We start from the raw sequence: 23,802 nt of genomic DNA on the forward strand, positions 1-23,802 counted from the left end.
TCTACGGCGACCATGGCCATCGATCGATCCGCTTCTGAAGAATTGTCGTACAGCTTCTGAGCAGAAGGATCGGCTGCCGACCGTTCGGCCTCGTCAGGCCACGGCGGCAGCCATCCGGCGGACCGCCTCGGTGATCAGCTCCGGTGCGGTGGCGAGGTTCAGCCGGACGTGACCGGCTCCACCGCTGCCGAAGGCCGTACCGGAGTTGAGCGCCACCCGTCCCCGGTCGAGGAACACGCTCGCGGGGTCGTCGCCGAGGCCGAGGGCGCGACAGTCGAGCCAGGCGAGGTAGGTGGCCTGGCCGGGGCGGTACCCGACGGCCGGCAGGTGCTCGGCGAGCAGTGCGGTGAGGAGCCGGCGGTTGTGGTCCAGCCCGGTCAGCACGGCGTCGAGCCACGTCTCGCCGTCGCGGAAGGCGGCGGTGTGGGCGATCACGCCGAGGTGGCTGGTGCTGACACTGGCCTCGAACGGCACCCGGGCGAGGTCTCCCGCCGCCGCCGGGCCGGCGACGAGCAGCGCGCCGCGCAGACCGGCCAGGTTCCACCCCTTTGAGGCGGACATCAGTGACAGGCCGTTCTCCGCGCCGGGCACCGAGAGGTACGGCACGAAGCGCGCTCCCCCGGTCACCAGCGGGGCGTGGATCTCGTCGGCGACGACTCGTACCCCGTGCTGGTCGGCGAGACCGGCGACGGCGGTCAACTCGGCCGCGGTGTGCAGGACACCGGTCGGGTTGTGCGGACTGCACAGCAGGTACGCGGCCGACCTCCCACCGGCCCGAGCCTGCCGGAACGCGTCCTCCAGCGCCCCGAGGTCGAGCCGCAGGTCCTCGCCGAGCGGCGCCTCCACGATCCGCCGGCCGGCGTGCGTCACGAACTCGTAGAACGGCGGGTAGACCGGACAGTTGACGACCACCGCGTCCCCGACACCGGTCACCAACCGTAACGCCTCGGCGACGCCGTGCATCACGTCGGGCACCAGCGCCGTGCGCTCCACCGCCAGCCCGTCCCAGCCCCACCGACGCCGAGCGAACTCCGCCAGCGCCTGCGGGTACGCGGTGCCGGCGGTGTAGCCGGTGTCGCCCCGCGCGACGGCGTCGGTGATCGCCCGCGCGACCGGTTCGGCCAGCGGCACGTCCATCTCCGCCACCCAGAGCGGCAGCACGTCCTCGGGGTACTCCCGCCACTTCAGGCTGGTCCGTTGCCGGAGCTGGCCGATCGTGAGCTGGCGAAGGGGGTTCGTCGAGTCCCGGGCAACACTCAGTACACCACTCATGGCCGAAGCCTAGTCCGCTGCGTTTCGGACCCGGTGGACACCGTCCGGTCAACGGCCGGCCCATGCGCGACGTTCGCGTGTCCGCTGTCGCCGACGCCCGCGGTTCCGTCGATCGGGCGGAACCCCAAGTCGCGCACACATCGATAGACTCGCATCCACGTCACGGGGGTGAGGTATGAATTTCGGCGTCATGCGCTCGACAGATGCCTTCAGGTCTGAGGACCGACTGCCAACGGGTCAGCCTCGGCATCGCGCGCTACTGGACCGAGTGCTGCTGAACGCGAGCCGGGTGGCCGCTCCCGCGACGCGTGAGAAGTCCGCTGGGGTGATGTGAGATCTCCCGACTGTGGTTTCCGCGTCGCACCTCACGGTGTCGACGCCTCACGTCACGAGCGGTCCACGTCAACGTAGAGGGGTCAATCATGACTGGTAGACGCAGCCGTACCGGAGGGGCGGCGGCCCTGATCGCGCTCGGCCTCGCCGCCGGCTCGCTGACCGGAGCATCCGCCCAGGCGGTCGGAGGTGGCGTTGCGCCCGCCGACGGCAGCTACGACTTCGTGACGAAGATCGACATCGGAGGTGTTCGCGCCTGCAGCGGTGCCCTCATCGACCTCGACTGGGTGGTAACCGCGAAGCAGTGTCTGGTCGACAACGGTCAGGCACTCACGGCGGGAGCGCCTACTCGGCCCACCACGGTGACGGTGGGCCGTTCCGACCTGACCGGGACCGGTGGACACGTTGTCGCGGTCACCCGGGTGGAACCCCATCCGGACCGTGACGTGGCGTTGGTCGAATTGGCTGCCCCGGTCACGGACGTCGCGGTGCCCGATCTGGGTGCCGCACCGGTAGCCGGGGAGCTGATCCGGGTCGGCGGCTATGGGCGGACCGCCACCGAGTGGGTCCCGAGCCGGCTCCATACGGCGAGTTTCATCGTCGACACCGTTGACGCCGCCTCGATCGACATCGTCGGCACCTCGACTGGAGCGAGCATCTGCAGGGGTGACGCCGGTGGGCCGGCGTTCCGGCAGGTCAGCGACCGCATCGAGCTGGTCGCGATCAACCACGCCGCGTGGCAGGGTGGTTGTCTCGGCGAGACCGAGACTCGCACCGACGCGACCGGGGTTCGACTCGACGACCTGGCCGACTGGTTCACGCAGGTCCGCGCCGAGCAGCCGTACGACCTCGCGTCCCCCGTGGTGGGTGAGTTCAACCGGGATGCTTACGAGGATCTGATCGGGGTCGACCCGGCGACCGGCAAGCTCTGGCTGTATCCCGGTACAGCCACCTCGGGCAGCTGGGGCCCGCGGGTTTTGGTCGACACCGGCGCTACCGACTGGAACCGAATGACGAACCTGGTGGTGGGCCGGTTCAATCGGGACGCCGTCGACGATCTGATCGCCGTGGAGAGCAGCACCGGCTTGCAGTTCCTGTATCCGGGAACGACCGCCGGCGTTGGCTGGGGCGCCCGAATCCAGATCGGCGGCAACTGGCAGACAATGAGCAAGCTGGTCAGTGGCCGGTTCAACCGCGACGGGTACGACGATGTGATGGCCGTGGAGATATCGACCGGGAAGCTGTGGCTCTACCCGGGGACGGCCGCCGGCGGGGGTCTGGGTGCCCGGGTGGAGGCGGGCCGCAGCGGCTGGAACGCGATGAGCAAGCTCGCCAGTGGGCAACTCAACCGGGGCGACGCATACGACGACCTGCTTGCGCTCGAGTCCTCGACCGGAAAGCTGTGGCTCTACCCCGGCACTGCCGCCGGCACCGCCCCGGGCACTCCCGTCGAAGCCGGCCGCGGCGGCTGGAACGCGATGAGTGGGATCGTGGTCGGCCGTTTCAACGCCGACGCCTACGACGACCTGCTCGCGGTCGAGGCCGCCAACGGGCAGTCGTGGCTCTACCCGGGTATCGCCGAAGGGGTCACCTGGGGCACTCCGGTGCCGCCCGCCGGCCGCCGCCCGGCTCCACAGCCGTACGGGCTCGGTCAGCTCGTCGTGGGTGAGTTCAACCGGGACACCTACCAGGACCTGATCGGGGTGGAGACTCTCACCGGACGGCAGTTCCTGTACCCGGGCACCGCCACCGGCCTCACCTGGGGCAATCGAATTCAGATCGGCACCAACTGGCAGAGTGTGACGAAGCTGGTCAGCGGCCGGTTCAACCGGGACGACTACGACGACCTGCTGGCCGTGGAGACATCGACCGGAAAGCTGTGGCTCTACCCCGGAACGGCAACCGGCGGCGCGCTGGGTACCCGGGTCGAGGCCGGCCGCAGCGGCTGGAACGCGATGAGCAAGCTCGCCAGCGGTGAGTTCAACCGCGACGCATACGACGACCTGCTCGCTGTCGAACAGGCCACCGGGAAGCTCTGGCTCTACCCCGGCACGTCCGCGGGCACCACCTGGGGCACCCCGGTCGTGGCCGGCACCGGCGGATGGACCTCCATGGACGAACTGCTGGTCGGCCGGTTCAACCCGGACGCCTACGACGATCTGCTCGCTGTCGAACAGGCCACCGGGAAGCTCTGGCTCTACCCCGGCACGTCCACGGGCACCACCTGGGGCACCCGGGTGGAGGTCCCCGGAGACACCTGGGCCTCCCGCAGCGAACTGCTCACCGGCTCGTTCACCCGGGACGGCCACGACGACCTCCTTCTCATCGACGACGCCACCGGCAAGCTGTTGCTCTTCCCTGGCGTCGCGTCGAACGTCACCCGATGGGCACCGGCCGTCGAGGTCGGCCCGGGTAGGTGACGACCGCCGGCCGTGGCAGCGGACGAGGATCCGAGTCCCTGCCACGGCCGGCGATCACGTCGTGCACCGACTTTCCGCATTGCGTTTCCGGTCGCCGCCCAGCGGGACCGCAGGCACGGAGCCAACCTAGAAGATCTTCAGTCATCTATGCTTTGGATGCCTAGAGCAACGGCCACGCTCACGCCGCGCCGCCCCCGCGACCACGCGCGCCGTCGATCGCCGGTCTCCACGACCGGCCGATGCCGATTGGAGTCTTCGATGAACTGGCGTCCGACCACGGCCTCGCTGGCCGGCCTGTGCCTCGCGCTCAGTGCCGCAGCAGTGCCCACCGGGGCAGTCGCAGCACCCACCGACAATCCGCGCGCCGTCCATGTCAACGCTCACGCCGCAGCCGGTGCGACACTCGCCAACCCGCCGGGCACGCCGCCCGGCGCCTGCCCGGCGGGCACGGGCTACGGGCCACCGCTGCCGACGAGTTCCCTGACCGCGACGAAGATCCGGAGTGGATTCGCCTTCCTCGAAGGGCCGGTCTGGGTCGCCGACGGCGGCTACCTGCTGGTGTCCGACATGGCGGCCGGCAGTGGGCCGGACAACGTCCAACCGTCCACGATCCACCGGCTCACCCCACCGTCGACCTTCGACACGTTCCTCGCCGACTCCGGCAGCAACGGCCTCGCCCTGAGCGCCGACGGGCAGCAAGTCATCGCGGCCACCCACGACCAGCGGAGCGTCTCCGCGTACCGGCTGAGCGACCGGAGCCGCAGCACCGTCGCGGCGAACCACCAGGGCCGGGCGTTCAACTCGCCCAACGACGTGGCAGTCCGCTCGGACGGCGTCGTCTACTTCACCGACCCCAACTTCCAGCGCGGCAACCGCCCGGACCAGATGAACGGCCGCACCAGCGTCTTCCGCGTCGCCGGAGGCCAGGTGTCGCTGGTCGACGACCGGCTGCGCCAGCCCAACGGCATCTCGCTCTCCCCGGACGGAACGGCGCTGTACGTGGGGGCGTACGCGGAGAACAAGATCTACAAGTACGCGGTGCAGCCCGACGGCAGCACCGGCGCACGGAGTGTCTTCGTCGACTACATCGGCGGCCCGGACGGCGGCACGATCGACTGCGCCGGCAACGTGTACTGGACGTCGGGCTTCGACTCGCTGGTCCACGTCTACTCCCCCGCGGGCGTCCAGCTCGGCACGATCCGGTCCGGCAACACCGGCACGACAAACGTGGCGTTCGGCGGGCCCGACCGGCAGACCCTCTTCGTCACCTCGGGCCCTCGGTACGACTCGGGCCTGTACAGCGTGCGGCTCGACGTGCCCGGCTATCCCTACTGAGCCCCGACGCGCTCCGGCGGATCTGTCCTCGACCGGTGCCGGCGCCCGCCCCGAGCCGGGCGCCGGCGTGGTCAGGGCTGCTGGCCCGGCCGGTCGACGATGGCGAGCCGGATCAACGCCCCGGCCCCGTACAGCGACTCCTTGCCGTTGCGTATCACCGTCATGCGGCGGCCCAGGTAGACGTGGGTGTCGCGGTCGAAGAGGAGGTCGGTGTTTCCGCCGATCGCGCCGGGCACCCGGATCGCCACGCCGGGCCGACCAGCGGCGTCCACCACACCGCCCGACAGGACGACCGCGCCGGGCTCCCGGGCCAGCAGTTCGTACAGCGCCGCCAACGCTCGCGGGGGCACGTAGCCGTCGAGCATCGACCGCGCGGTGGTGTACACCATGCTCTCGTCTCCGTAGACGGCCTCCTCGTCGGCACCTTCGGGTAGGTGCAGGTCGACCGGGTGGTCCCGGAGGTAGCGAAACAGCTCGTCCGGGTCGGCGGGCAGATCGCCGTGGTACGCGGGCGGCGGGAACACGTCGAGTTCCTTGGTGGGGTCGCCCGGATCGTCCAGGCGGAGCACCTCCAGGTCGGTCCACCCGTTCGGCTCGGACTCCAGTCGGTATCGTCTCTGCGTGTGCGCGACGCCCCCGGCCGACTGCCACAGCCGCACCCGTGAATCGATGTACGGGCCGCTGTCCGGCTCCTCCCGGAACGTCGTCACGGATTCCGTGAAGACGTACTGATCGGGTCGGGCGGTGAGCTCGGGCTGCTGCCGGGCGGCGTCGGCGGCCAGCCGGAGGATCTCCGAGGCGCTGGCCGTGGGCGGCGTGCGGTCGCCCACCCTCGTGGTCTGGACCACCAGACCACCGGCGGTCAATGCGACTGCCAGCCCGAACGCTCCGCCGAGGCGCCAACCGGGAAGCAAGCGCCTACGGCGTCCGGCCGAACGGGTCGCCCCGGCCTTCTCGGCACGCTGGCTGACGTGGGCCGTCAGATCGGTGAGGAGTTGTTCTTCGAAGCCGCGCGGCGGCTGGTCGATGGTGTGCACAGGGTCATCTCCGTGTCATCAGGCGAGGGTGGCGGCCGGGCGGGCGAGCACGGCGCGGACGACGCGACGGGCACGATGCAGACGGACCCGGGCGGCGACCGGGGAGATCCCGAGTGCGGTCGCCGCCTCCGCGACGGTGAGGCCGTCCACGGCGACGAGTTCGACGAGCGTCCGGGTGCCCTCGGGCAACTCGCGCAGCGCCCGATAGGTGCGGCGGGCCGCCGACTCGGCGTCGATCCGTTCCTCGATGCGGGCGATGTCGTCCGGACCCAGGTCCCGTCGTCCGGCCAGGCGGCCGGACACTCGCAGCCGTTGGGCCGCCCGACGCCGCTCGTCACCGATGACGTTGCGGGCCACCCCGAAGAGCCAGCCGATCTGGCTGCCCCGGTCCGGTCGGTAGCCGGCCGCGGATTCGATCACCGCCAGGAACACGTCGGCGGTCAGGTCGGCGGCCAGGTGCGGGTCGTCGACCCGCCGCGCCACGAACCGGCTCACCGCCTCCACGTGCCTTCGGTAGAACACCGCGAAGGCCACCGGATCGACGCCGATGCCGGAGATGTCGTCGTCGGATGGACTGGGGTCACTCACAGGCCGTCCCCTCTGGTTGCCGTCACACCCCTTCTTCGTACGGCGGGACGCGGGTGTTACAACGTCGCGGGAGAAACGGGTGGACGACGCGCGGGACCCGCCCGGCGCAACCGACACGGACGTACCAGCAGGTCAGGGTGCGGCCATGGAGTGCCTGATCGCGACCGCGAGGGCGTGCTTGCACGGGCCGCGCCGCCCCCGGTGCTTCGCCCACCAACGGCAGGTACACGTGAAGCTCCCGTCGGGCAGTCGGCGGACCCGATAGTCCTCGTCGCCGCTGCGTACCGTGGCGTGCTCCTCGTCGCGGCGGACGGCGCCCTGCTCCACCAACGTCCGCGCGCCGACCAGGCGAGGGTTGTCCCGTTCGGCCCGACCCGCGTCGTAGGGCATCGCGCGGTGGAAGTACGCCCCCTCGGCGACGTCGAACCCGACCCGCCCGGCGGTGCCGAGCTGGGCCAGCGCGGCGCGGACGCGGTCGTCGGGCAACCCGGTCGCGTCGGCCAGCGCGGCGACGTCGACGGTCGGATCCCAGGCGAGCAGCCCGCCCACCAACTCCGCGTCGTCGATCACGTCGTCACCGGCGAGCGCGAGCAGGGCGGCGCCCTCGCCGGAGAACCCCCGGTACGGCTCGGGTGAGAGGGTCAGGGACAGCCGCAGGGCGCCGGTGTCCAGTTCCCAGGTGCTCGGCACGGCCGGCGACCCGGGGCGCACCGCCGGCCCGTACACCCGGAGGCTCCGCGCGTGCCGGAGCAGCCCGCGCAGTGCCGCGAGCCGGCCCGCGCCGGCCAGGCAGACGGCACCGGGCACCGGCCGCGAGGTCAGTCGGAGGGTGCGCCCGGCGGGCACCGCCCAGAGCACCGAGCGGTCGCGGGCGCCGGGCAGCCGGCGCAGGAACGCCACCGCCTCGGCGGCGGGGATCTCGGCGCGCGGTTCGAAGCCGGCGGTGAGCACCTGCACCTCGGCGAAGCCGCGCAACCAGCGGCGCGGCAGTGGCACCTTCCGCTCCACCAGGGCACCGTCCATGGTGGAGACGGTGAGGTCGTCCGGGCCGACCGCCACGTGCAGCGGTTCGATCCCGCCGACCCGGGCGAGCGCTTCGCGCAGTGGCGGGTTGACGTCCACGTTCGTGGTGCCGTGCCCGACGACCTCGCCGTCGAAGCCGGCCGGGACCACGTCCATCCGGGCGTACACGCCGCAGCAGCCGGAGAACGACTCGAAGCGCAACCGCTCGCGGCTGCCGGTGACGACCGGGTCCAGGCTGGCGGGGCTGACCGGCTGGTGGTAGCGGGTGCGGGCCACCTCGGCCACGGCGAGCAGGCCGGCGGCGGCTGCCGCCGGGGTGGTGAGGAACCCCGAGAAGAAACGCGGGTTGGCGGACGGGCCGCCGCTGGTCTGGAGGTCGAGGCCGGCGGCGCGCAGAGCCGACGGCTGAAGATATCGGTACGTCTGGACGGCGTTCACGGGACACACCGTAGGAGTCCCTACCGACACTCACGGCCGTGCTGGTCAACCTCGCATGGTCGGCGTGGCTCCTGCTGACCTTCATCCGCCGACGCGCGCCGTTCGCGGCCCTCGAACGATGGCAGACCGGCTACCTGCCGGTGTACGCCGGATGGGCGTGGTTCGTGGTCCTGGTCTTCCCCCCGCTGTTCGGCTACGCCTGACCGGCGCGGTGGCTCGGGCCGCCCCGGACGTCCTCCTCGATCCGCCTCGCGGCGACCAGCAGCGGCGGGAGCAGTTCCCGACGGATCATCTCGAAGGACCCTCGGCTGGCGTGCGCGGAGACGTTCACCGCGGCGATCACCGACCCGTTCTCGCCGTGGATCGGTGCGGCCACCGACCGCAGCCCCTCCTCCAACTCCTGGTCCACGATGGCGTACCCCTGTGCGGCGATCTTCGTCAGGGCGGCGCGCAGCTTCGCCGGGTCGGTGACGGTGCGTCGGGTCAGCTGCCGCAGCTCCGCCGTGGCGAGGTAGTCGTCCAACCAGTCCACCGGTTGCGCGGCGAGCAGCACCCGGCCCATCGAGGTGGCGTAGGCGGGGAAGCGGGTGCCGACGCTGATCCCCACCGTCATGATCCGTTTGGTGGGTACGCGGGCCACGTAGACCACCTCGTCGCCGTCGAGCACCGACACCGAGCAGGACTCGTGCACCTGCGCGACCAGCGCCTCCATGTGCCGCCGGGCCAATTCGGGCAGGCTCAGACCCGACAGGTACGCGTAGCCGAGTTCGAGGATCCGCGCGCGCAGCGAGAAGAGCCGGCCGTCGGTGTGCACGTAGCCCAACTCGACGAGGGTGAGCAGGAACCGGCGCGCCGCGGCCCGGGTCAGCCCGGTCCTGCGGGCCACCTCACTGAGGGTGAGCTGCGGGTGTTCGGCGTCGAACGCCCGGATCACCGCAAGGCCGCGTTCCAGTGACTGGACGAACTCCGGCGACCTCGCCGCGTCCTCGCTCACGCTCACCCGGCCTCCTGTCGCAGGGTCTCCCGGGCCACCTTGAACGCCCGGTTCGCCGCCGGTACGCCAGCGTAGACGCCGACCTGAAGCAGGACCTCCGCCACCTCCGCCGGGCTCAACCCGTTGCGCAGCGCCGCTCGGACGTGCATCGCCAACTCCTCGTCGTGGTGCAGGGTGGCGAGCACGGCGAGGGTGATGCAGCTACGGGTACGCCGGTCGAGGCCCGGGCGGTTCCACACCTCACCCCAGGCGTACCGGGTGATGAAGTCCTGGAAGTCGGCGGTGAACTCGTCGGTGCCGTCGATGGCGCGGTCCACGTGGGCGTCGCCCAGCACCTGTCGGCGTACCGTCATGCCCGTCTCGTGCCGCTCGCTGTCGTTCATCTGGCACCGGGTTCCTCGTGCAGGTGTTCCAGCAGGAGTCGGCCCACCTGCTCGGGTTGCTCGACGTTGGCCAGGTGCGCCGCCGGGCCGACCACCACCAGTCGGGCCCCCGCGATGCCCCCGACGATCTCGCGGGCATGGTCGACCGGGGTGGCCCTGTCGTCCGCCCCCGCGACGACGAGCGTCGGCGCGGTGATCCGGCCCAGGGCGGGTCGGAGGTCCATCGCGGCGATCGCCTCGCAGCAGGCGGCGTAGCCGTCCGGGGGTATCGCGGTCAGCATGGCGCGGTGAGCGGCGACCACGTCCGGCCGGGTGGTGGCGAAGGCCGGGGTGAACCAGCGGGCCACCACCGCGTCGGCGATCGTCGGCAGACCGGCGGCCCGTACCGTCGCCGCCCGTTCGTGCCACTGCTCGGGCGGACCGAGCGACGCCGACGTGCAGAGCAGCACCATCCGCCGCACCCGGTGGGGCGCGTGCGCGGCGAGCCACATGCCCACCATGCCGCCGAGCGACAACCCCGCGTAGTGGACCCACGGCACGTCCAGGTCGTCCAGCGTCCGCAGCAGCTCCCGGCCCAGAAGATCCATCGTGTACGGCCCGGGCGGCGTCGCCGAGCGCCCGTGGCCCAGGTGGTCGTATCGGACGACCCGGAACCGCTCGGCGAGCGCCGGGATCTGCGGCTCCCACATCGCGGCGGCGGTGCCCAGGGAGCTGCCGAGCAGCAGCGTCGGCGCGTCCTGCGGGCCGTCGACGGCGAGGTGCAACCGGACTGTCACCGGTCCGCTCCCCGGGCGGCGGCCAGGGCGCGGTCGACGAACCGGTCGGCCGAGCCGAGCCAGCGGTACGGGTCGAGCGTCTCGTCGATCTCGGCCTCGGACAGGTGGGCGCGGATCGCCGGGTCGGCGAGCAGCGCGGCGCGGAACGAGGGTCCGACGGCGGCGCGGGTCACCAGGTCGTGGGCGACGCCGCGACCGACGACAGGTGCCAGGCGCGCGGCGACGGCCTCGGCGAGCACCAGCCCGCCGGTCGCGTCGAGGTTCTCCCGCATCCGCTGCGGGTGGACCCGCAACCCGCCCAGCATCCGTGCGCAGCGCGCGGCCGCGCCGCCGGCCACGTGCAGCAGGTCGAGCACCGGCTCCCACTCGGCGTGCCAGGCACCGGCGGCCCGCTCGTGCTCCTGCACCGCGGCGGCGAACACTGTGGCGACGAGACCCGGGCCGCGCCGCGCCGCGGCGGTGACGAGGATCGAGTCCACCGGGTTGCGCTTGTGCGGCATGGCCGAGGAGCCACCCCGGCCGGTGCCACCCTCGGCGACCTCGCCGATCTCGTTCTGCGCGAGCAGCCCGACGTCGAGCGCCACCTTGCCGGTGTTCACCAGGAGCCCGCCGAGGGCGGTGGCCAGGTCGAGCCAGGGCTGTCGGCGGGTGTGCCAGGGCAGCGGGCTCGACGGGAGGCCGAGGTGCGCGGCGAACCGCTCGACGACCTGCGCGCCGGCCGGGCCGAACGCGGCCAGGGTGCCGACCGCCCCGCCGAGCTGCGCCGGTTGGGCGGCCTGGGCCTGACGCAGTCGGTCCCGGGCCTCGATCAGACCGGTCAACCAACCGGCGGCCTTGAGCCCGAACGTGGTGGGTGCCGCCTGTTGCCCGAGGGTGCGGGCGACCAGCACGGTGTCCCGGTGTGCGTCGGCCAGCCGGGCGGCGGCGTCCACCCCGGCGTCGAGGTGTCGCAGCAGCGGCCCGAGCGCCCGTACGGACACCAGGACCAGCGCGGTGTCCAGGACGTCCTGGCTGGTCGCGCCGAAGTGCACCCAGCCACGGGCGTGCTCGGGTACGGCGGCGGTCAGCTCGCGCACGAGCGGGACGACCGGGTTGCCCGCCTCGTCGGCCGCCCGGCCGAGCGCCCCCGGGTCGTACCGGTCGGCCCGACAGCACTCGACGATCGCCTCGGCCGCCGGGGCGGGCAGGACGCCGACGTCCGCCGCCGCCCGGGCGAGGGCCGCCTCCACGTCGAGCATCGCCTGGAGCACTGACGGGTCGCCGAGTTCGGTGTCGACGTCCGGGACGCCGGAGACGCCGCCGAGCAGCCCGTCAGACGGCGAAGAAGACTGTCTCACGGTCGCCCTGCAGGTGGATGTCGAACCGGATCCCGTCGGTCGCGGGTTGCGCCAGCAGGGTGTCCCGGCGGTCGGCGTCGACAGTGCGCAGCACCGGGTCGACGGCGTTGGCCGCCGACTCGTCGGGGAAGTAGAGCCGGGTGACGAGGCGGTGCAGCAGCCCCCGCCCGAACACCGACAGGGTCAGGTGGGGCGCCTCGGTGCCGCCCTCCGGCGCGGGCAACGCGCCCGGCTTGACGGTCCACAGGCGGTACCACCCCTGCCCGTCGGTCTCGCTGCGCCCGAAGCCGCGAAAGCCCGCGAGCGCGGGTGGGCGGGCGCCGCGCGGGTCGTCCGGGTGGTCGAACCGGCCGTCCGGATCGGCCTGCCAGCTCTCCACCATCGCGTCGACCACCGGCGTCCCGGTGCCGTCGACGATCCGACCCCTGATCCAGAACGCTCCCGGCGTGGTCTCGGGCACGACGTACGGGCCGTCGGGCCAGCGCAGACCGATGTTCAGGTACGGCCCGACGGTCTGCGCGGGCATCACGCCCAACCGCTCACTCATCGTCGTCCTCGTCCTCGAAGGGGGTGCTCTCCCGGCCGCGCAGCACGATGTCGAACTGGTACGCCAGCGCCCACTCGGGTGCGGTGCCGGCGTGGTCGTACCGGGCGACCATCCGTTCCCGGGCCTTCGGGTCGCGTACCGAGTTGAAGATCGGGTCCTGGAAGAAGAGCGGGTCACCCGGGAAGTACATCTGGGTCACCAGCCGCTGGGTGAACGCCCGGCCGAAGAGGGAGAAGTGGATGTGCGCCGGCCGCCACGCGTTGTCGTGGTTGCGCCAGGGGTATGCGCCGGGCTGCACGGTGACGAACCGGTACCGCCCCTGGTCGTCGGTGAGCGCCCGGCCCACCCCGTCGAAGTTGGGGTCGAGCGGTGCCGGCCAGGTGTCCCGGGCGTCGCGGTAGCGGCCGGCGGCGTTGGCCTGCCAGATCTCGACGAGCGTGCGGGGCACGGGTCGCCCGTCACCGTCGCGGACCCGGCCGTGCACGATGATCCGCTGTCCCTGCGGCTCACCGTCGTGCTGGCGGGTCAGGTCGTGGTCGAGGTCGCCGAGCCGCCCCTCCCCCAGCAGCGGCCCGGTGACCTCGGTCAGCCGCTGCGGCAGGTGGACGAGTGGGTGTCTCGGCGCCCGTGCCACAGTCGACTTGTAGCCGGGACTGAGCAGGGGCGGGTGGGCGTCGACGTCGTCGCGCCGGTAGCTCGGTAGCACCAGGTCGCCAGCGACCGGGGTGTCCTGGGTGGTCATCGTCGTCTCCCGTCAGCCTTCGTCGCCTCCAGTGCCCGCAGCACCGCGAGTTCCCGCGCGGTCGGCGGCTCGCCCGTGGTCAGCCCCTCGGCGACGGCGAGGTCCCACCCGGTGGCCGCCCGCGCCTGCTCCCGCGTCACGCCGGGGTGCAGGCGGGTCAGCGTGAGTTCGCAGGTGACCGGATCGGGTTCGAGGACGCCGAGGTCGGTGATCACCACTCGGGGGCCTCCACCGCGTAGGCCGAGTCGTTCCCGGTCGCCCGGGCCCGTCCCGTACCCGACCGAGGTGACGAAGTCGACCCGTTCGGTGAACGTCCGGAGGTCCTGCCGGACGATCACCACGACCTCACCGCAGGAGGCGGCGATCTCGGGGGCGCCACCGGCGCCGGGCAGCCGGACCGTCGGGGCGTCGTAGTCACCTCCGACGACAGTGGTGTTGATGTTGCCGTACCGGTCGAGTTGGGCGGCGCCGAGGAAGCCCACGTCGATCCGGCCGGGCTGGAGCCAGTAGTTGAACACCTCGGGCACCGGGACCACCGCGTCCGCCGTGTCGGCGAGGACCCCGTCGCCGATGGACAGCGGGAGCCGGTCCGGCTTCGCGCCGAGGCACCCGGATTCGTAGATGAGCACCAGGTTCGGGGCGTGGGTGGCCCGGGCCAGGTTCGCGGCGGTGCTGGGCAGCCCGATCCCGACGAAGCAGGCGGTGCCGTCGCGCAGTTGGCGGGCGGCGGCGACGGTCATCATCTCGTCGGCGGTCCAGCCGGTCGTCGTGGTCACGCCGCCGCTCCGGCGCGGTGCACGTGCTGGTCGAGCCAGGCGCGGAAGGTGTCGCGGTGCCGGCTGACGGCGTCCCAGTCGCGGTAGAAGTCGTTGTCCCGCACCGAGTAGCCGTGGGCGTAGGAGGGGTGGGCGCCGCCGGGCACCTCGGCCACCGCGGTGACCGCCCAGCCGGGCAGGACGACCTGCCCGGGTACGGGTTCCAGCTCGTCCACGATCTCCTCGACGGTGACCAGGGACCGGTCGGCGGCGAGCACCGCCTCCTTCTGCACCCCGGTGATGCCCCACATCTGCACGTTGCCGTCGCGGTCGGCGCGCTGGGCGTGCACCACTGTCACGTCGGGGCGCAGGGCCGGCACGGCGGTGAGCGTCTCATTGGTGAAGGGGCAGGTGATGGGCCGGATGTTCGTCGTGTGGCGGGGCAGGTCCGTCCCGGTGTAGCCGCGCAGGACGGCGAACGGCAGCCCGGACGCCCCGGCGACGTAGCGGTTCGCCATGCCCGCGTGGCTGTGCTCCTCCAACTCGAGTGGACCCGGCCAGGCGTTCTGCACGGCGTCGCGGAAGCGGTGCAGCGACCCGACGCCGGGGTTGCCGCCCCACGAGAAGACCAGGCGACTGGCAGATCCGGCGCCGATGAGCTGGTCGTAGATGACGTCGGGGGTCATCCGCACCAGGGTCAGATCCCGCCGCCCCTGCCGGATGATCTCGTGACCGGCGGCGAACGGGATGAGGTGGGTGAACCCCTCAAGGGCGACCACGTCACCGTCGCGGACCAGGTGTGCCACACCCTCGGCCAGCGAGACGAGTTTCGCCATGAGCCTCCCCGCCTCTGTTCGCTATGCGGACTGTCGTACTCATTTCGAACGTACGACGGACAGCGGCATCCGTCAACGGCGAGTCGGTCGGACCGTCCACAGTGTTGCCGAGTCACGGCGGCCGATGCGTTGACGCGAGCCGGACCACGTGCCAACGTTCATGAAGAGAACGGCCGTTCGGTACGCGAACACACCTGGCCGCTCGTGAGCGGAAGCCCGCCACGCCCGGTCACCCCGGACCACCCCACCGATCCACGCTCCGAGGAGGACCGCCATGACACTGCTGGACGCCACGACCTGGCACGGCACGCTGCACAGCGACGGCTGGGTGGAGCCGGCCGGGGGCACGGCGGCTGTGCGGTCCCCCGCCACCGGGGAGGAGATCGGCCGGGTCGGGGTGGCGAACTCCGACGACGTGACGCGGGCCTGCGCCCGGGCCGACGCCGCGCAACGCGCCTGGGCCGCCACCGGCTACGTCGAGCGGGCGGCGGTGCTGCGTCGGGCCGGCCAGCTGTTCGAACAACACGCCGCCGAGATCGGTGACTGGATCGTGCGGGAGTCCGGGGGCATCCCACCCAAGGCCGGTGTCGAGACCGACACCGCGGCACAGGAGTGCTACGAGGCGGCGGCGCTGGCCTCGCACCCGCTCGGCGAGATCATCCCGAGCGCGCAACAGCGGCTCAGCCTGGCCCGCCGGTTGCCCGTCGGCGTCGTCGGGGTCATCGCGCCGTTCAACTTCCCGCTCATCCTGGCCACCCGCTCCGTCGCGCCGGCCCTGGCGCTGGGCAACGCCGTGGTGCTCAAGCCCGACCCGCGCACCGCGGTCTGCGGTGGTGTCTCGATCGCGCGGGTCTTCGAGGAGGCCGGCCTACCCGACGGTCTGCTGCACGTCCTGCCCGGCGGGGTCGAGGTCGGCGAGGCGCTGGTGGCCGACCCGCGCGTACGGGTGGTCAGCTTCACCGGCTCGACGGCCGCCGGCCGTAAGGTCGGCGAGGCGGCCGCCCGGCACCTCAAGCGGGCGCACCTCGAACTCGGCGGCAACTCGGCGCTGATCGTGCTCGACGACGCCGACCTGGACCTCGCCGTCTCGGCCGGCGCGTGGGGATCCTTCCTGCACCAGGGCCAGATCTGCATGACCACCGGACGGCACCTGGTGCACGAGAGCCTGGCCGAGCGGTACGTGGAGCGGTTGGCCGAGAAGGCGGACCACCTGCCGGTCGGCGACCCGAGCAAGGAGCAGGTGGCACTCGGGCCGATCATCGACGAGCGCCAACGCGACAAGATCCACGCGCTGGTCACGGCGAGCGTCGACGCGGGCGCCCGGCTGGCGGCCGGAGGCACCTACGAGGGGTTGTTCTACCGGCCGACGGTCCTCGCCGACGTCACGCCCACGACCCCGGCGTACGCCCAGGAGGTCTTCGGTCCGGTCGCGCCGGTGACCACCTTCGCCGACCAGGACGAGGCCGTCGAGTTGGCCCGGCGGACCGAGTACGGCCTGTCGCTGGGCATCCTCGGCCGGGACGTGACGAGGGCGATGGCCCTCGCCGACCGGATCCCCAGCGGGATCGTGCACATCAACGACCAGACGGTCAGCGACGAGGCGGTGGCGCCGTTCGGCGGCGTCGGGGCCTCGGGCACCGGCTCCCGGTTCGGCGGGCCCGCGGCGAACATCGAGGCGTTCACCGAGACGCAGTGGCTGACCGTGCGCGGCAGTATCGCGCGGTACCCGTTCTGACCCCAGGGAGAGAGGAGGATGCCGGGAATGCGTACCCAGGTCGGCATCGTCGGCGCCGGGCCGGCGGGGCTCATGCTGTCGCACCTGCTGCACCTGCGCGGGATCGAGTCGGTGGTGTTGGAGAGCCGCAGCCGCGACCACGTCGAGCACCGGCTACGGGCGGGGGTCCTCGAACAGGGCTCGGTCGACCTGCTGTGCCGCGCCGGTGTCGGTGAGCGGCTGCGCCGGGAGGGGCTGCGGCACGAGGGCATCGAGCTGCGCTTCGCCGGGGAGTCGCACCGGGTGCCGATGACCGAACTGACGGGACGGGCGATCACCGTCTACGGGCAGCAGGAGGTGGTCAAGGACCTGATCGCCGCCCGACTGTCGGCCGGCGGTTCGCTCCTCTTCGAGGCCGAGGCCGTCCGGCTGGACGGTCTCGACACCGACTCGCCGGTGGTCCACTTTCGACGTGACGGGCGCGACGAGGAGCTGCACTGCGACTTCGTGGCCGGGTGCGACGGGTTCCACGGGGTGAGCCGTGGCGCGGTGCCCGACGGGATGTTGACCACGTACGGGCGCGCGTACCCGTTCGCCTGGTTGGGGGTCCTCGCCGCCGCCCCGCCGGCGGTGCACGAGCTCATCTACGCCAACCACGAGCGGGGCTTCGCGCTCTACAGCATGCGCTCACCCGAGCTGTCCCGGCTGTATCTGCAGGTCGCGCCGGACGAGGACATCGCCGAGTGGCCGGACGATCGGATCTGGACGGAGCTGCGGGCGCGGCTTGAGACGGTGCCGGGGTGGTCGCTCAACGAGGGGCCGATCCTGGAGAAGTCCATCACGCCGATGCGCAGCTTCGTGGTGGAGCCGATGCGGTGGGAGCGGCTTTTCCTGGCCGGGGACGCCGTGCACATCGTCCCGCCCACCGGGGCGAAGGGGATGAACCTGGCCCTCGCCGACGTCGCGCTGCTCGGGGACGCCTTCGCCGCGTGGTACGACGAGGGGCGCGCCGATCTGCTGGACGCCTACTCGGCGACGGCGCTGCGTCGGGTGTGGCGGGCCCAGCACTTCTCCTGGTGGATGACGTCGATGCTGCACCGGCTGGAGCGCGACGACCCGTACGAGACGAAGTTGCAGACCGCCACGTTGCGGTACGTCGCCACCTCCGACGCCTACGCCACGAGCCTGGCGGAGAACTACGTGGGTCTGCCCGAGGTCTGAGCGCCGCTCCGACGCCCATCATCGTTCAACTTATTCATGACGGGCGTCAGAAATTATTGACTTTCAATGCCGGGGTGACTGACCATGGCCCCACCACAGCGGCGTGCGCCCCCACGCAGCGGTAGTTCACCTGCAGATCCGAGGCATCCGCCGACTTCCGACGCACCCACCACCCCCGCCCAGGAAGGGCCTCGTCAATGAAGAAGGTCATGGCTCTCGGGCTGATCGCCGCTACCGCGATCGCCCTCACCGGATGTACCGACTCCGACGCGTCCGCACCGTCCGAACAGACCTCGGGCGAGTTGCGCAAGGTCCGGGTCGCTGCGCTGCCCATCACCGAGACCGCCGCGCTCTGGGGCGGCATCAAGGCGGGGCACTTCGCCGAGCGCGGGCTCCAGGTCGAGGTGCTGCCCGCCCAGGGTGGCGCGCAGGCCATTCCCGCCCTGATGAACGGCGACATCGACTTCGCGATCGGCCAGCCCTTCGGCGCTTTCCGGGCCGACCTGCGCGACCTCGGCGTCGTCATCATCGGCAACTACGCCTCCTCGTACGCCGACGGCGACGACATCAACGCCGTGGTGGCCTCGGCGAAGTCCGGCATCAAGCGGCCGGCCGACCTCGCGGGCAAGCGGGTCGCGGTCAACAGCCTCGGTGCCGCCGGCGATGTGACGATCATGGCGGCGGTCGAGAAGGACGGCGGCGACCCCAAGGCGATCAAGTTCGTCGAGGTGGCCTTCCCGGACGCCCCGGCCCAACTGGAGTCCGGCAACATCGACGCCGCCTGGGTGCCGGAGCCGTTCGTCACGCAACTGAAGGCCCGTGGGGACACCTTCGTCGTCGCGCCCTACCAGGCGGTGGTGCCCGGTCTGACCACCCTCACCACGATCACCACCAAGGAGCGCACGGAGAAGGACGCCGAGCTGGTCGAGGACTTCACGGCGGCGATGAAGAAGACGCTGCAGTGGGCCAACGACCCCGCCAACGTGGCACCGGTGCGGCAGGCCATCAAGGACAACCTGCAGCTGCCCCCACCGGTGGCCGACTCGGTGCGGCTCCCGGCCTTCGGGTGGGAGGTCGACCGGTCGAGCCTGCAGACGCTCGCCGAGCTCGCGCAGAAGTACAAGGTGCTCGACAAGCAACCGAACTTCGACCGTCTCATCCAGCAGAAGTAGCCGGCGCGGTCCCGCCCTCCCCGGGACCGGGGAGGGCTTCGCCGCCCGCGTGACGACGGGAGTGCCATGCCCGTGTTCTCCACCCGACGCCTGCGCGCGATCCGCAAGGCGGTGCTGGGCGTCGTCGGCCTGACCGGCTTCCTCGTCGTCTGGCAGCTGATCCCGACGCTGGGCCTGGTCGACCCGCTCTACCTGCCGTACGTGACCGACGTGCTGGCCCGGCTCGTCGAGCAGCTCGTCGACCTCGCGTTCTGGCGGCGGCTGGGCAGCACCATGACGTCCTGGGCGATCGGTCTGACGGTGGCGACGCTCGCCGCGGTCGTCCTCGGGACCGTCGTCGGGTTGGTGCCGTTCCTGCGGCGCGCCACCCACACGGCCGTCGAGTTCCTGCGCCCGATCCCGTCGGTCGCCCTCATCCCGCTCGCCGTGCTGCTGTTCGGCATCCAGATGGAGGCCGCCCTCGTCATCATCATCTACGCGTCGTTCTGGCAGGTGTTCGTGCAGGTGATCTACGGTGTCGCCGACGTCGACGCGGTGGCCCGGGACACCGCCCGCAGTTTCGGTCTGACCCGGCGGGAGCAGTTGTCGCACCTCGTCCTGCCGACCACCCTGCCGTACCTCATGACGGGTCTGCGGCTCGCCGCGGCGGTCGCGCTCATCCTGGCCATCACCGCGGAGATGGTGATCGGCAACCCCGGCCTCGGGCGCATGATCGAGCTGTCCCGCTCGGCCGGAGACGCCGACGGCCTGTACGCGCTGGTCGTGGTCACCGGCCTGCTCGGGCTCGGGGTGAACCTCGTCTTCCGGTTCGTCGAGCGTCGGGTGCTGTCCTGGCACCAGTCCGTACGAGGAGAGGAGGTGCGGTGACCGCGTACACCGATCGGATCACCGCCACGACGCGCGGCCGCACCGTCGGGGCCCGGGTCGCGACGAGCGTCCTCCACACCGTGGGGCTGCCGGCGCTGCTCCTGGTGCTCTGGGGTGTGGTGGCGACGAGGGCGACGAGCCAGTTCTTCCCCGACCCGTTGACGATCGCCGAAGCCTTCCGGGAGACCTGGGTCGGGCCGGCGTTCGTCGCGGACGTGCTGCCGAGCCTCGCCCGGCTCGGTCTCGGTGTCGCCGTGTCGATCGTGCTGGGCATCGCCGCCGGCACCGTCATCGGCCTGACCCACTGGTTGCGTGAACTGCTCGAACCGCTGCTGGAGTTCCTCCGGGCCATCCCACCGCCGGTGCTGATTCCGGTGGCCATGCTCCTGCTCGGGATCACCGACACCATGAAGGTGGTGGTGATCGTCTCCGGGGCGGTCTGGCCGATCCTGTTGAACACGATCGAGGGTGTCCGGGGCACCGACAGCGTCATGACGGAGACGGCCGACTCGTTCCAGGTGTCGTGGTGGGAGCGGCTCTGGTTCCTCGTGCTCCCGGCGGCCAGCCCACGGATCATGGCCGGGGTCCGGCAGGCCCTCTCGGTCGCGCTGATCCTGATGGTGATCTCCGAGATGTTCGCGTCGTCCTCCGGCCTCGGTTACCGGATCGCCTACTTCCAGCGCAACTACCTGATCGCGGAGATGTGGAGCGGCATCGTCCTGCTCGGTCTCGTCGGCGTCTTCCTCGCCGTAGCTTTCGGTCTCGTCGAACGGCGCGTCCTGCGCTGGTACCACGGAATCAGGGAGGTCAACCGTGCCTGATCGGAGCGCCCTGCTGCGGGTGGAGCACCTGCGGAAGGTCTACGAGTCCGCGACGGGCACCGTCGAGGCGATCGGGGACATCAGCTTCACGATGGAGGCCGGCGAGCTGGTCTGCATCGTCGGGCCGTCCGGCTGCGGCAAGACCACCCTCCTGAAGTGCCTCGCCGGCCTGCTGCGACCCACCAGCGGCGTGGTGGAGATGGACGGCGCGCCGGTGACCGGACCCAGCCCGGCCATGGCGGTCGTGTTCCAGGAGTACGGTCGCAGCCTCTACCCCTGGCTGACGGTACGCGGCAACGTCGAGCTTCCGCTGCGGCACAAGAAGCTCTCCCGGGCGCAACGACACAAGCTGGTCGTCGACGCGCTGGAGGCGGTGGGTCTCGCCCACGCCGCCCGGAGCCACCCGTGGCAGCTCTCCGGGGGGATGCAGCAGCGCGTGGCGATCGCGCGGGCGATCGCCTACCAGCCGGATGTGCTGATCATGGACGAGCCGTTCGCGGCGGTGGACGCCCAGACGAGGGCCGACCTGGAGGACCTGGTCCGGGAACTGCACGCCAGCCGGACCATCTCGGTCGTCTTCGTCACCCACGACATCGACGAGTCGGTGTATCTGGGCCAGCGGGTTCTAGTATTGTCCACGTCGCCGACCTGGGTCCAGGAGGACCTCGCGATCGACCTGCCGCCGGAGCGCGATCAGATCACGACCCGCGCTCTGCCCCGTTTCACGGAACTGCGGACGCACGTCTACGACCAGATCCAGCGGGCCAAGCGCGGGCAGGCTGAGGCCCCGCGATCCACGCGGTGACCGGCGGCCAGGGCAACGAGTTCGCCGAAGGGAACAGCTGTGGGTAGTCGTCAGCCGAAGCAGTTGTTGCTCGCCTTCTTCGGCGAGCACGTCGTCGACGGCGTCACCGGCCCGATCCGCGCGAGTGTCCTGATCACCGTGCTGGAGGGTGCCGACGTCGCGGCGCCGGCCACCCGGGCGACCCTCGACCGTCTCGTGCACAGCGGCATCCTGGCCCGCAGCCGCAGTGGCCGGGAGACCCTGTTCTCGCTGACCGAGCACGGCGTCGCGGTGCTGCGCGAGGCGAAGCACCGGGTGCGCGGGCCGCGCCCGTTCGACCCGCAGGGCAGCGGGTGGACGCTCGTCACCTTCTCGATCCCGGAGGGTCAGCGGACGCTACGGCACCGCCTGCGCTCGACCCTCACCTGGGAGGGCTTCGCGCCGATTCGGGACGGGCTCTGGCTCGCGCCCGGCGAGGTCGACCTGGCCGGGTCGTTGGAGCCGCTGCGGCAGGATCTCGCGCCCAACACCGTCGTCGCCTTCCACGCCCGCGAACTCGCCGGGTTCCCGATCGGCGAGAGCGTGCGCGCGGCGTGGGACATCGAGGCGATCCGACGCGCGCACCTCGCGTTCATCGAGGTGTGGGACGACCCGTCGGCGGCGACCATGGCGTCCAGCGCCCTGACCGTACGGACGATGCTGGTGGCGGACTGGCTCGCGCTGCTGCGCGCCGACCCGAGGCTGCCGGCCGAGTTCATGGACGCGGCGTGGCCCGCCACGCGATCGGTGGAGACCTACCGCCGGATGCACGAGAAGCTGGCCGCGGCGTCCGCGGCGGAGTTCGCCGACCTCGTCGCCGCCCGGCCCGCGACTAGGCGCCGAAACGGGTCCGCAGGTCGGCCTTCCGCACCTTCCCCGACGCCGTCCGCGGCAGCTCGTCAACGATGACGACGTTCTTCGGGAGTTTGTAGCGCGCGATCCTGCCGTCGAGGCACGCCCGGACGGTGTCGGTGTCCACCGCGGCCCCCTCCCGCACTGTCACGATCGCCCACGGCACCTCCCCCCAACGCTCGTCCGGGACCCCGATGACCGCCGCCGAGGTCACCCCGTCGACCTCGGTGAGGAGCTGTTCGATTTCGAGCGGGTAGATGTTCTCGCCCCCCGAAATGATCATGTCTTTCAGCCGGCCGGAGATGTAGAGGTAGCCGTCGGAGTCCAGGTAGCCCAGGTCGCCGGAGCGGAACCACCCGTCCGCGGTGAACGCCTCGGCCGTCGCCTCCGGAAGCCCGTGGTAGCCGGGGAAGACGTTGGGGCCGGTCACCTCGATCTCGCCGACAGCGCCGGTCGGCAGCACCGCACCCGTCGCATCGGTGATCCGCACGTCGGTGAAGAAGTGCGGCAGACCGACGCTGCCCTGCTTGACGCGGGTCATCGTCGCGGGCAGCGCGGTCGCGCCCGGCGACGCCTCGGTCATGCCGTAACCCTGCGAGAACGACAGACCCCGCTGCTCGTACGCGTTGAGGATGCGGGCCGGCACCGCCGAACCGCCGCAGGTGAGCTTCGTCAGCGTCGACAGGTCAGTCGACGCCCAGGTGGGATGGTCGGCCATCAACTGGTACGTGGTCGGCACCCCGCTGAGCATGGTGACCCCGTGCCGCTCGATCTGCGCCAGCGCGCGGCCCGGCTCGAAGCCCTTCTCCACGACCATCGTGGCGCCCTTGAGGATGACCGGTAGCGCGCCCATCCCGAGCGAGGCGACGTGGAACAGCGGCGAGATCATGAGCGCGACATCGGTGGAGACGACGTCGTAGTCGACCACGCAGTTGAGCGCCACCCAGGTGAGGTTGCCGTGGGTCAGCACGGCACCCTTGGGCCGACCGGTCGTGCCAGACGTGTAGACGATCGCCGCCGGATCCCGGTGCGCGGTGTCGGTGTGGCCGGTGATCCCGGCGGCGCTGCGCGCCAGGTGAGCCAGCCCGGGGCGGTCCGCTGTGCCCTCGCCGGTGACGACGACGTGCGGGGTCCGGGCGGTCGACGCGGCGGCTGCGACCGGCACCGCGAAGTCCGGATCGTGGATCAGCACCAGCGCGTCGCAGTCCGCGAGCAGGTACGCGATCTCCGGTGCGGCGAGCCGGGTGTTGACCGGTACGAACACGGCCCCCACCTGCGCCGCCCCGAACATCACCTGAAGGAACTCGGGGCTGTTCTCACCCAGGTAGGCGACGGAGTCACCCTTGTCGACGCCCCACTCCCGGAGCACCGCCGCGATCCGGTCCGCCGCGTCGGCGAACTCGCCGTACGTCAGTGTCGAGCCGTCGCCGTGGACGAGGGCGACCTTGTCCGGGGACTTGAGGCGGCGCTTGGTCAACCAGGCGCCGATTCCGTGCTGGTGCATCATCAGTCTCCC

Annotated in this window: 23 protein-coding genes; 10 read left to right on the top strand and 13 right to left on the bottom strand. The window is 71.7% G+C overall.

Annotated elements, in window-relative coordinates; translation table 11 throughout:
- Nucleotides 1-93 precede the first annotated feature (93 nt).
- Nucleotides 94-1,272: an aminotransferase class I/II-fold pyridoxal phosphate-dependent enzyme gene (locus O7617_RS31965; RefSeq protein WP_282260273.1), complete on the bottom strand. Its 1,179-nt coding sequence runs from the start codon at nt 1,270-1,272 to the stop codon at nt 94-96.
- Between the two features lie 422 nt (nt 1,273-1,694).
- Here O7617_RS31965 and O7617_RS31970 point away from each other — a divergent pair, with 422 nt between their 5' ends.
- Both O7617_RS31970 and O7617_RS31975 read left to right on the top strand, forming a co-directional pair.
- A complete protein-coding gene (locus tag O7617_RS31970; protein WP_282260274.1) occupies nt 1,695-4,025 on the top strand; it encodes a S1 family peptidase in 2,331 nt (776 codons plus the stop codon).
- A gap of 258 nt (nt 4,026-4,283) precedes the next feature.
- Complete coding sequence (locus tag O7617_RS31975) at nt 4,284-5,360, top strand: SMP-30/gluconolactonase/LRE family protein (protein ID WP_282260275.1); 1,077 nt, start codon at nt 4,284-4,286, stop codon at nt 5,358-5,360.
- A gap of 71 nt (nt 5,361-5,431) precedes the next feature.
- Here O7617_RS31975 and O7617_RS31980 read toward each other — a convergent pair whose 3' ends face one another.
- The 3 genes from O7617_RS31980 to O7617_RS31990 all read right to left on the bottom strand — a co-directional run bounded on the left by O7617_RS31980 (nt 5,432) and on the right by O7617_RS31990 (nt 8,446).
- Nucleotides 5,432-6,397 carry a CU044_5270 family protein gene (locus O7617_RS31980; RefSeq protein ID WP_282260277.1) on the bottom strand — a complete coding sequence of 322 codons (966 nt, stop codon included), beginning with the start codon at nt 6,395-6,397 and terminating at the stop codon, nt 5,432-5,434.
- Nucleotides 6,398-6,415: 18 nt separating this feature from the next.
- On the bottom strand, nt 6,416-6,985 hold the full coding sequence (locus O7617_RS31985; protein WP_282260278.1) for a sigma-70 family RNA polymerase sigma factor: 570 nt from the start codon (nt 6,983-6,985) through the stop codon (nt 6,416-6,418).
- Between the two features lie 132 nt (nt 6,986-7,117).
- Nucleotides 7,118-8,446 carry an SWIM zinc finger family protein gene (locus tag O7617_RS31990; protein ID WP_282260279.1) on the bottom strand — a complete coding sequence of 443 codons (1,329 nt, stop codon included), beginning with the start codon at nt 8,444-8,446 and terminating at the stop codon, nt 7,118-7,120.
- A 38-nt stretch (nt 8,447-8,484) separates the two neighbouring features.
- On the opposite strand from O7617_RS31990, the gene O7617_RS31995 reads away from it, so the two are divergent.
- A complete protein-coding gene (locus O7617_RS31995) occupies nt 8,485-8,649 on the top strand; it encodes a hypothetical protein (protein WP_282260280.1) in 165 nt (54 codons plus the stop codon).
- On the opposite strand, the gene O7617_RS32000 is transcribed toward O7617_RS31995, so the two are convergent.
- From O7617_RS32000 to O7617_RS32035, 8 genes are read right to left on the bottom strand one after another with little or no spacing between them, the layout of a single operon-like run.
- Nucleotides 8,640-9,446, bottom strand: coding sequence for an IclR family transcriptional regulator (locus tag O7617_RS32000; RefSeq protein WP_282260281.1), 807 nt, complete (start codon nt 9,444-9,446; stop codon nt 8,640-8,642). The genes O7617_RS31995 and O7617_RS32000 overlap by 10 nt on opposite strands.
- On the bottom strand, nt 9,443-9,823 hold the full coding sequence (pcaC, locus tag O7617_RS32005; protein ID WP_282260282.1) for a 4-carboxymuconolactone decarboxylase: 381 nt from the start codon (nt 9,821-9,823) through the stop codon (nt 9,443-9,445). The genes O7617_RS32000 and pcaC overlap by 4 nt, the downstream gene beginning before the upstream one ends.
- On the bottom strand, nt 9,820-10,599 hold the full coding sequence (gene pcaD, locus O7617_RS32010; protein ID WP_282260283.1) for a 3-oxoadipate enol-lactonase: 780 nt from the start codon (nt 10,597-10,599) through the stop codon (nt 9,820-9,822). Before pcaD ends, pcaC begins: the two co-directional genes overlap by 4 nt.
- Complete coding sequence (pcaB, locus tag O7617_RS32015) at nt 10,596-11,936, bottom strand: 3-carboxy-cis,cis-muconate cycloisomerase (RefSeq protein ID WP_282260285.1); 1,341 nt, start codon at nt 11,934-11,936, stop codon at nt 10,596-10,598. The genes pcaD and pcaB overlap by 4 nt, the downstream gene beginning before the upstream one ends.
- The gene (pcaG, locus tag O7617_RS32020) at nt 11,911-12,483 is read right to left on the bottom strand and encodes a protocatechuate 3,4-dioxygenase subunit alpha (RefSeq protein WP_282260287.1); all 573 of its coding nucleotides are present in this window, start codon (nt 12,481-12,483) and stop codon (nt 11,911-11,913) included. The genes pcaB and pcaG overlap by 26 nt, the downstream gene beginning before the upstream one ends.
- Nucleotides 12,476-13,225 (bottom strand): protocatechuate 3,4-dioxygenase subunit beta, encoded by a 750-nt coding sequence (gene pcaH / locus O7617_RS32025; RefSeq protein WP_282260289.1) that lies wholly within the window; start codon nt 13,223-13,225, stop codon nt 12,476-12,478. Before pcaH ends, pcaG begins: the two co-directional genes overlap by 8 nt.
- Nucleotides 13,222-13,968, bottom strand: a complete 747-nt coding sequence (locus O7617_RS32030) for a CoA-transferase (RefSeq protein ID WP_348774207.1) — start codon at nt 13,966-13,968, stop codon at nt 13,222-13,224. The genes pcaH and O7617_RS32030 overlap by 4 nt, the downstream gene beginning before the upstream one ends.
- A gap of 29 nt (nt 13,969-13,997) precedes the next feature.
- A complete protein-coding gene (locus O7617_RS32035; protein ID WP_282260292.1) occupies nt 13,998-14,816 on the bottom strand; it encodes a CoA-transferase in 819 nt (272 codons plus the stop codon).
- A 274-nt stretch (nt 14,817-15,090) separates the two neighbouring features.
- Here O7617_RS32035 and O7617_RS32040 point away from each other — a divergent pair, with 274 nt between their 5' ends.
- The 7 genes from O7617_RS32040 (at nt 15,091) to O7617_RS32070 (ending at nt 22,343) form a co-directional block, all read left to right on the top strand.
- Entirely contained in the window at nt 15,091-16,551 is a 1,461-nt protein-coding gene (locus O7617_RS32040) for a benzaldehyde dehydrogenase (RefSeq protein ID WP_282260293.1), read from the top strand.
- 27 nt (nt 16,552-16,578) lie between these two features.
- The gene (gene pobA, locus O7617_RS32045; protein ID WP_282260295.1) at nt 16,579-17,751 is read left to right on the top strand and encodes a 4-hydroxybenzoate 3-monooxygenase; all 1,173 of its coding nucleotides are present in this window, start codon (nt 16,579-16,581) and stop codon (nt 17,749-17,751) included.
- 197 nt (nt 17,752-17,948) lie between these two features.
- Nucleotides 17,949-18,923 (top strand): ABC transporter substrate-binding protein, encoded by a 975-nt coding sequence (locus O7617_RS32050; protein WP_282260296.1) that lies wholly within the window; start codon nt 17,949-17,951, stop codon nt 18,921-18,923.
- Nucleotides 18,924-18,989: 66 nt separating this feature from the next.
- Nucleotides 18,990-19,790 (top strand): ABC transporter permease, encoded by an 801-nt coding sequence (locus O7617_RS32055; RefSeq protein WP_282260297.1) that lies wholly within the window; start codon nt 18,990-18,992, stop codon nt 19,788-19,790.
- The gene (locus tag O7617_RS32060) at nt 19,787-20,611 is read left to right on the top strand and encodes an ABC transporter permease (protein WP_282260300.1); all 825 of its coding nucleotides are present in this window, start codon (nt 19,787-19,789) and stop codon (nt 20,609-20,611) included. The genes O7617_RS32055 and O7617_RS32060 overlap by 4 nt, the downstream gene beginning before the upstream one ends.
- Nucleotides 20,604-21,416 (top strand): ABC transporter ATP-binding protein, encoded by an 813-nt coding sequence (locus O7617_RS32065; RefSeq protein ID WP_282260302.1) that lies wholly within the window; start codon nt 20,604-20,606, stop codon nt 21,414-21,416. The genes O7617_RS32060 and O7617_RS32065 overlap by 8 nt, the downstream gene beginning before the upstream one ends.
- Before the next feature lie 39 nt (nt 21,417-21,455).
- Nucleotides 21,456-22,343, top strand: coding sequence for a PaaX family transcriptional regulator C-terminal domain-containing protein (locus O7617_RS32070; RefSeq protein WP_282260304.1), 888 nt, complete (start codon nt 21,456-21,458; stop codon nt 22,341-22,343).
- Here O7617_RS32070 and O7617_RS32075 read toward each other — a convergent pair.
- On the bottom strand, nt 22,267-23,793 hold the full coding sequence (locus tag O7617_RS32075; protein ID WP_282260306.1) for a long-chain fatty acid--CoA ligase: 1,527 nt from the start codon (nt 23,791-23,793) through the stop codon (nt 22,267-22,269). The two genes, O7617_RS32070 and O7617_RS32075, sit on opposite strands and share 77 nt — an antisense overlap.
- Nucleotides 23,794-23,802 lie beyond the last annotated feature (9 nt).

It is taken from the genome of Micromonospora sp. WMMD1155 (genome assembly GCF_029581275.1).
Taxonomy (GTDB): domain Bacteria; phylum Actinomycetota; class Actinomycetes; order Mycobacteriales; family Micromonosporaceae; genus Micromonospora.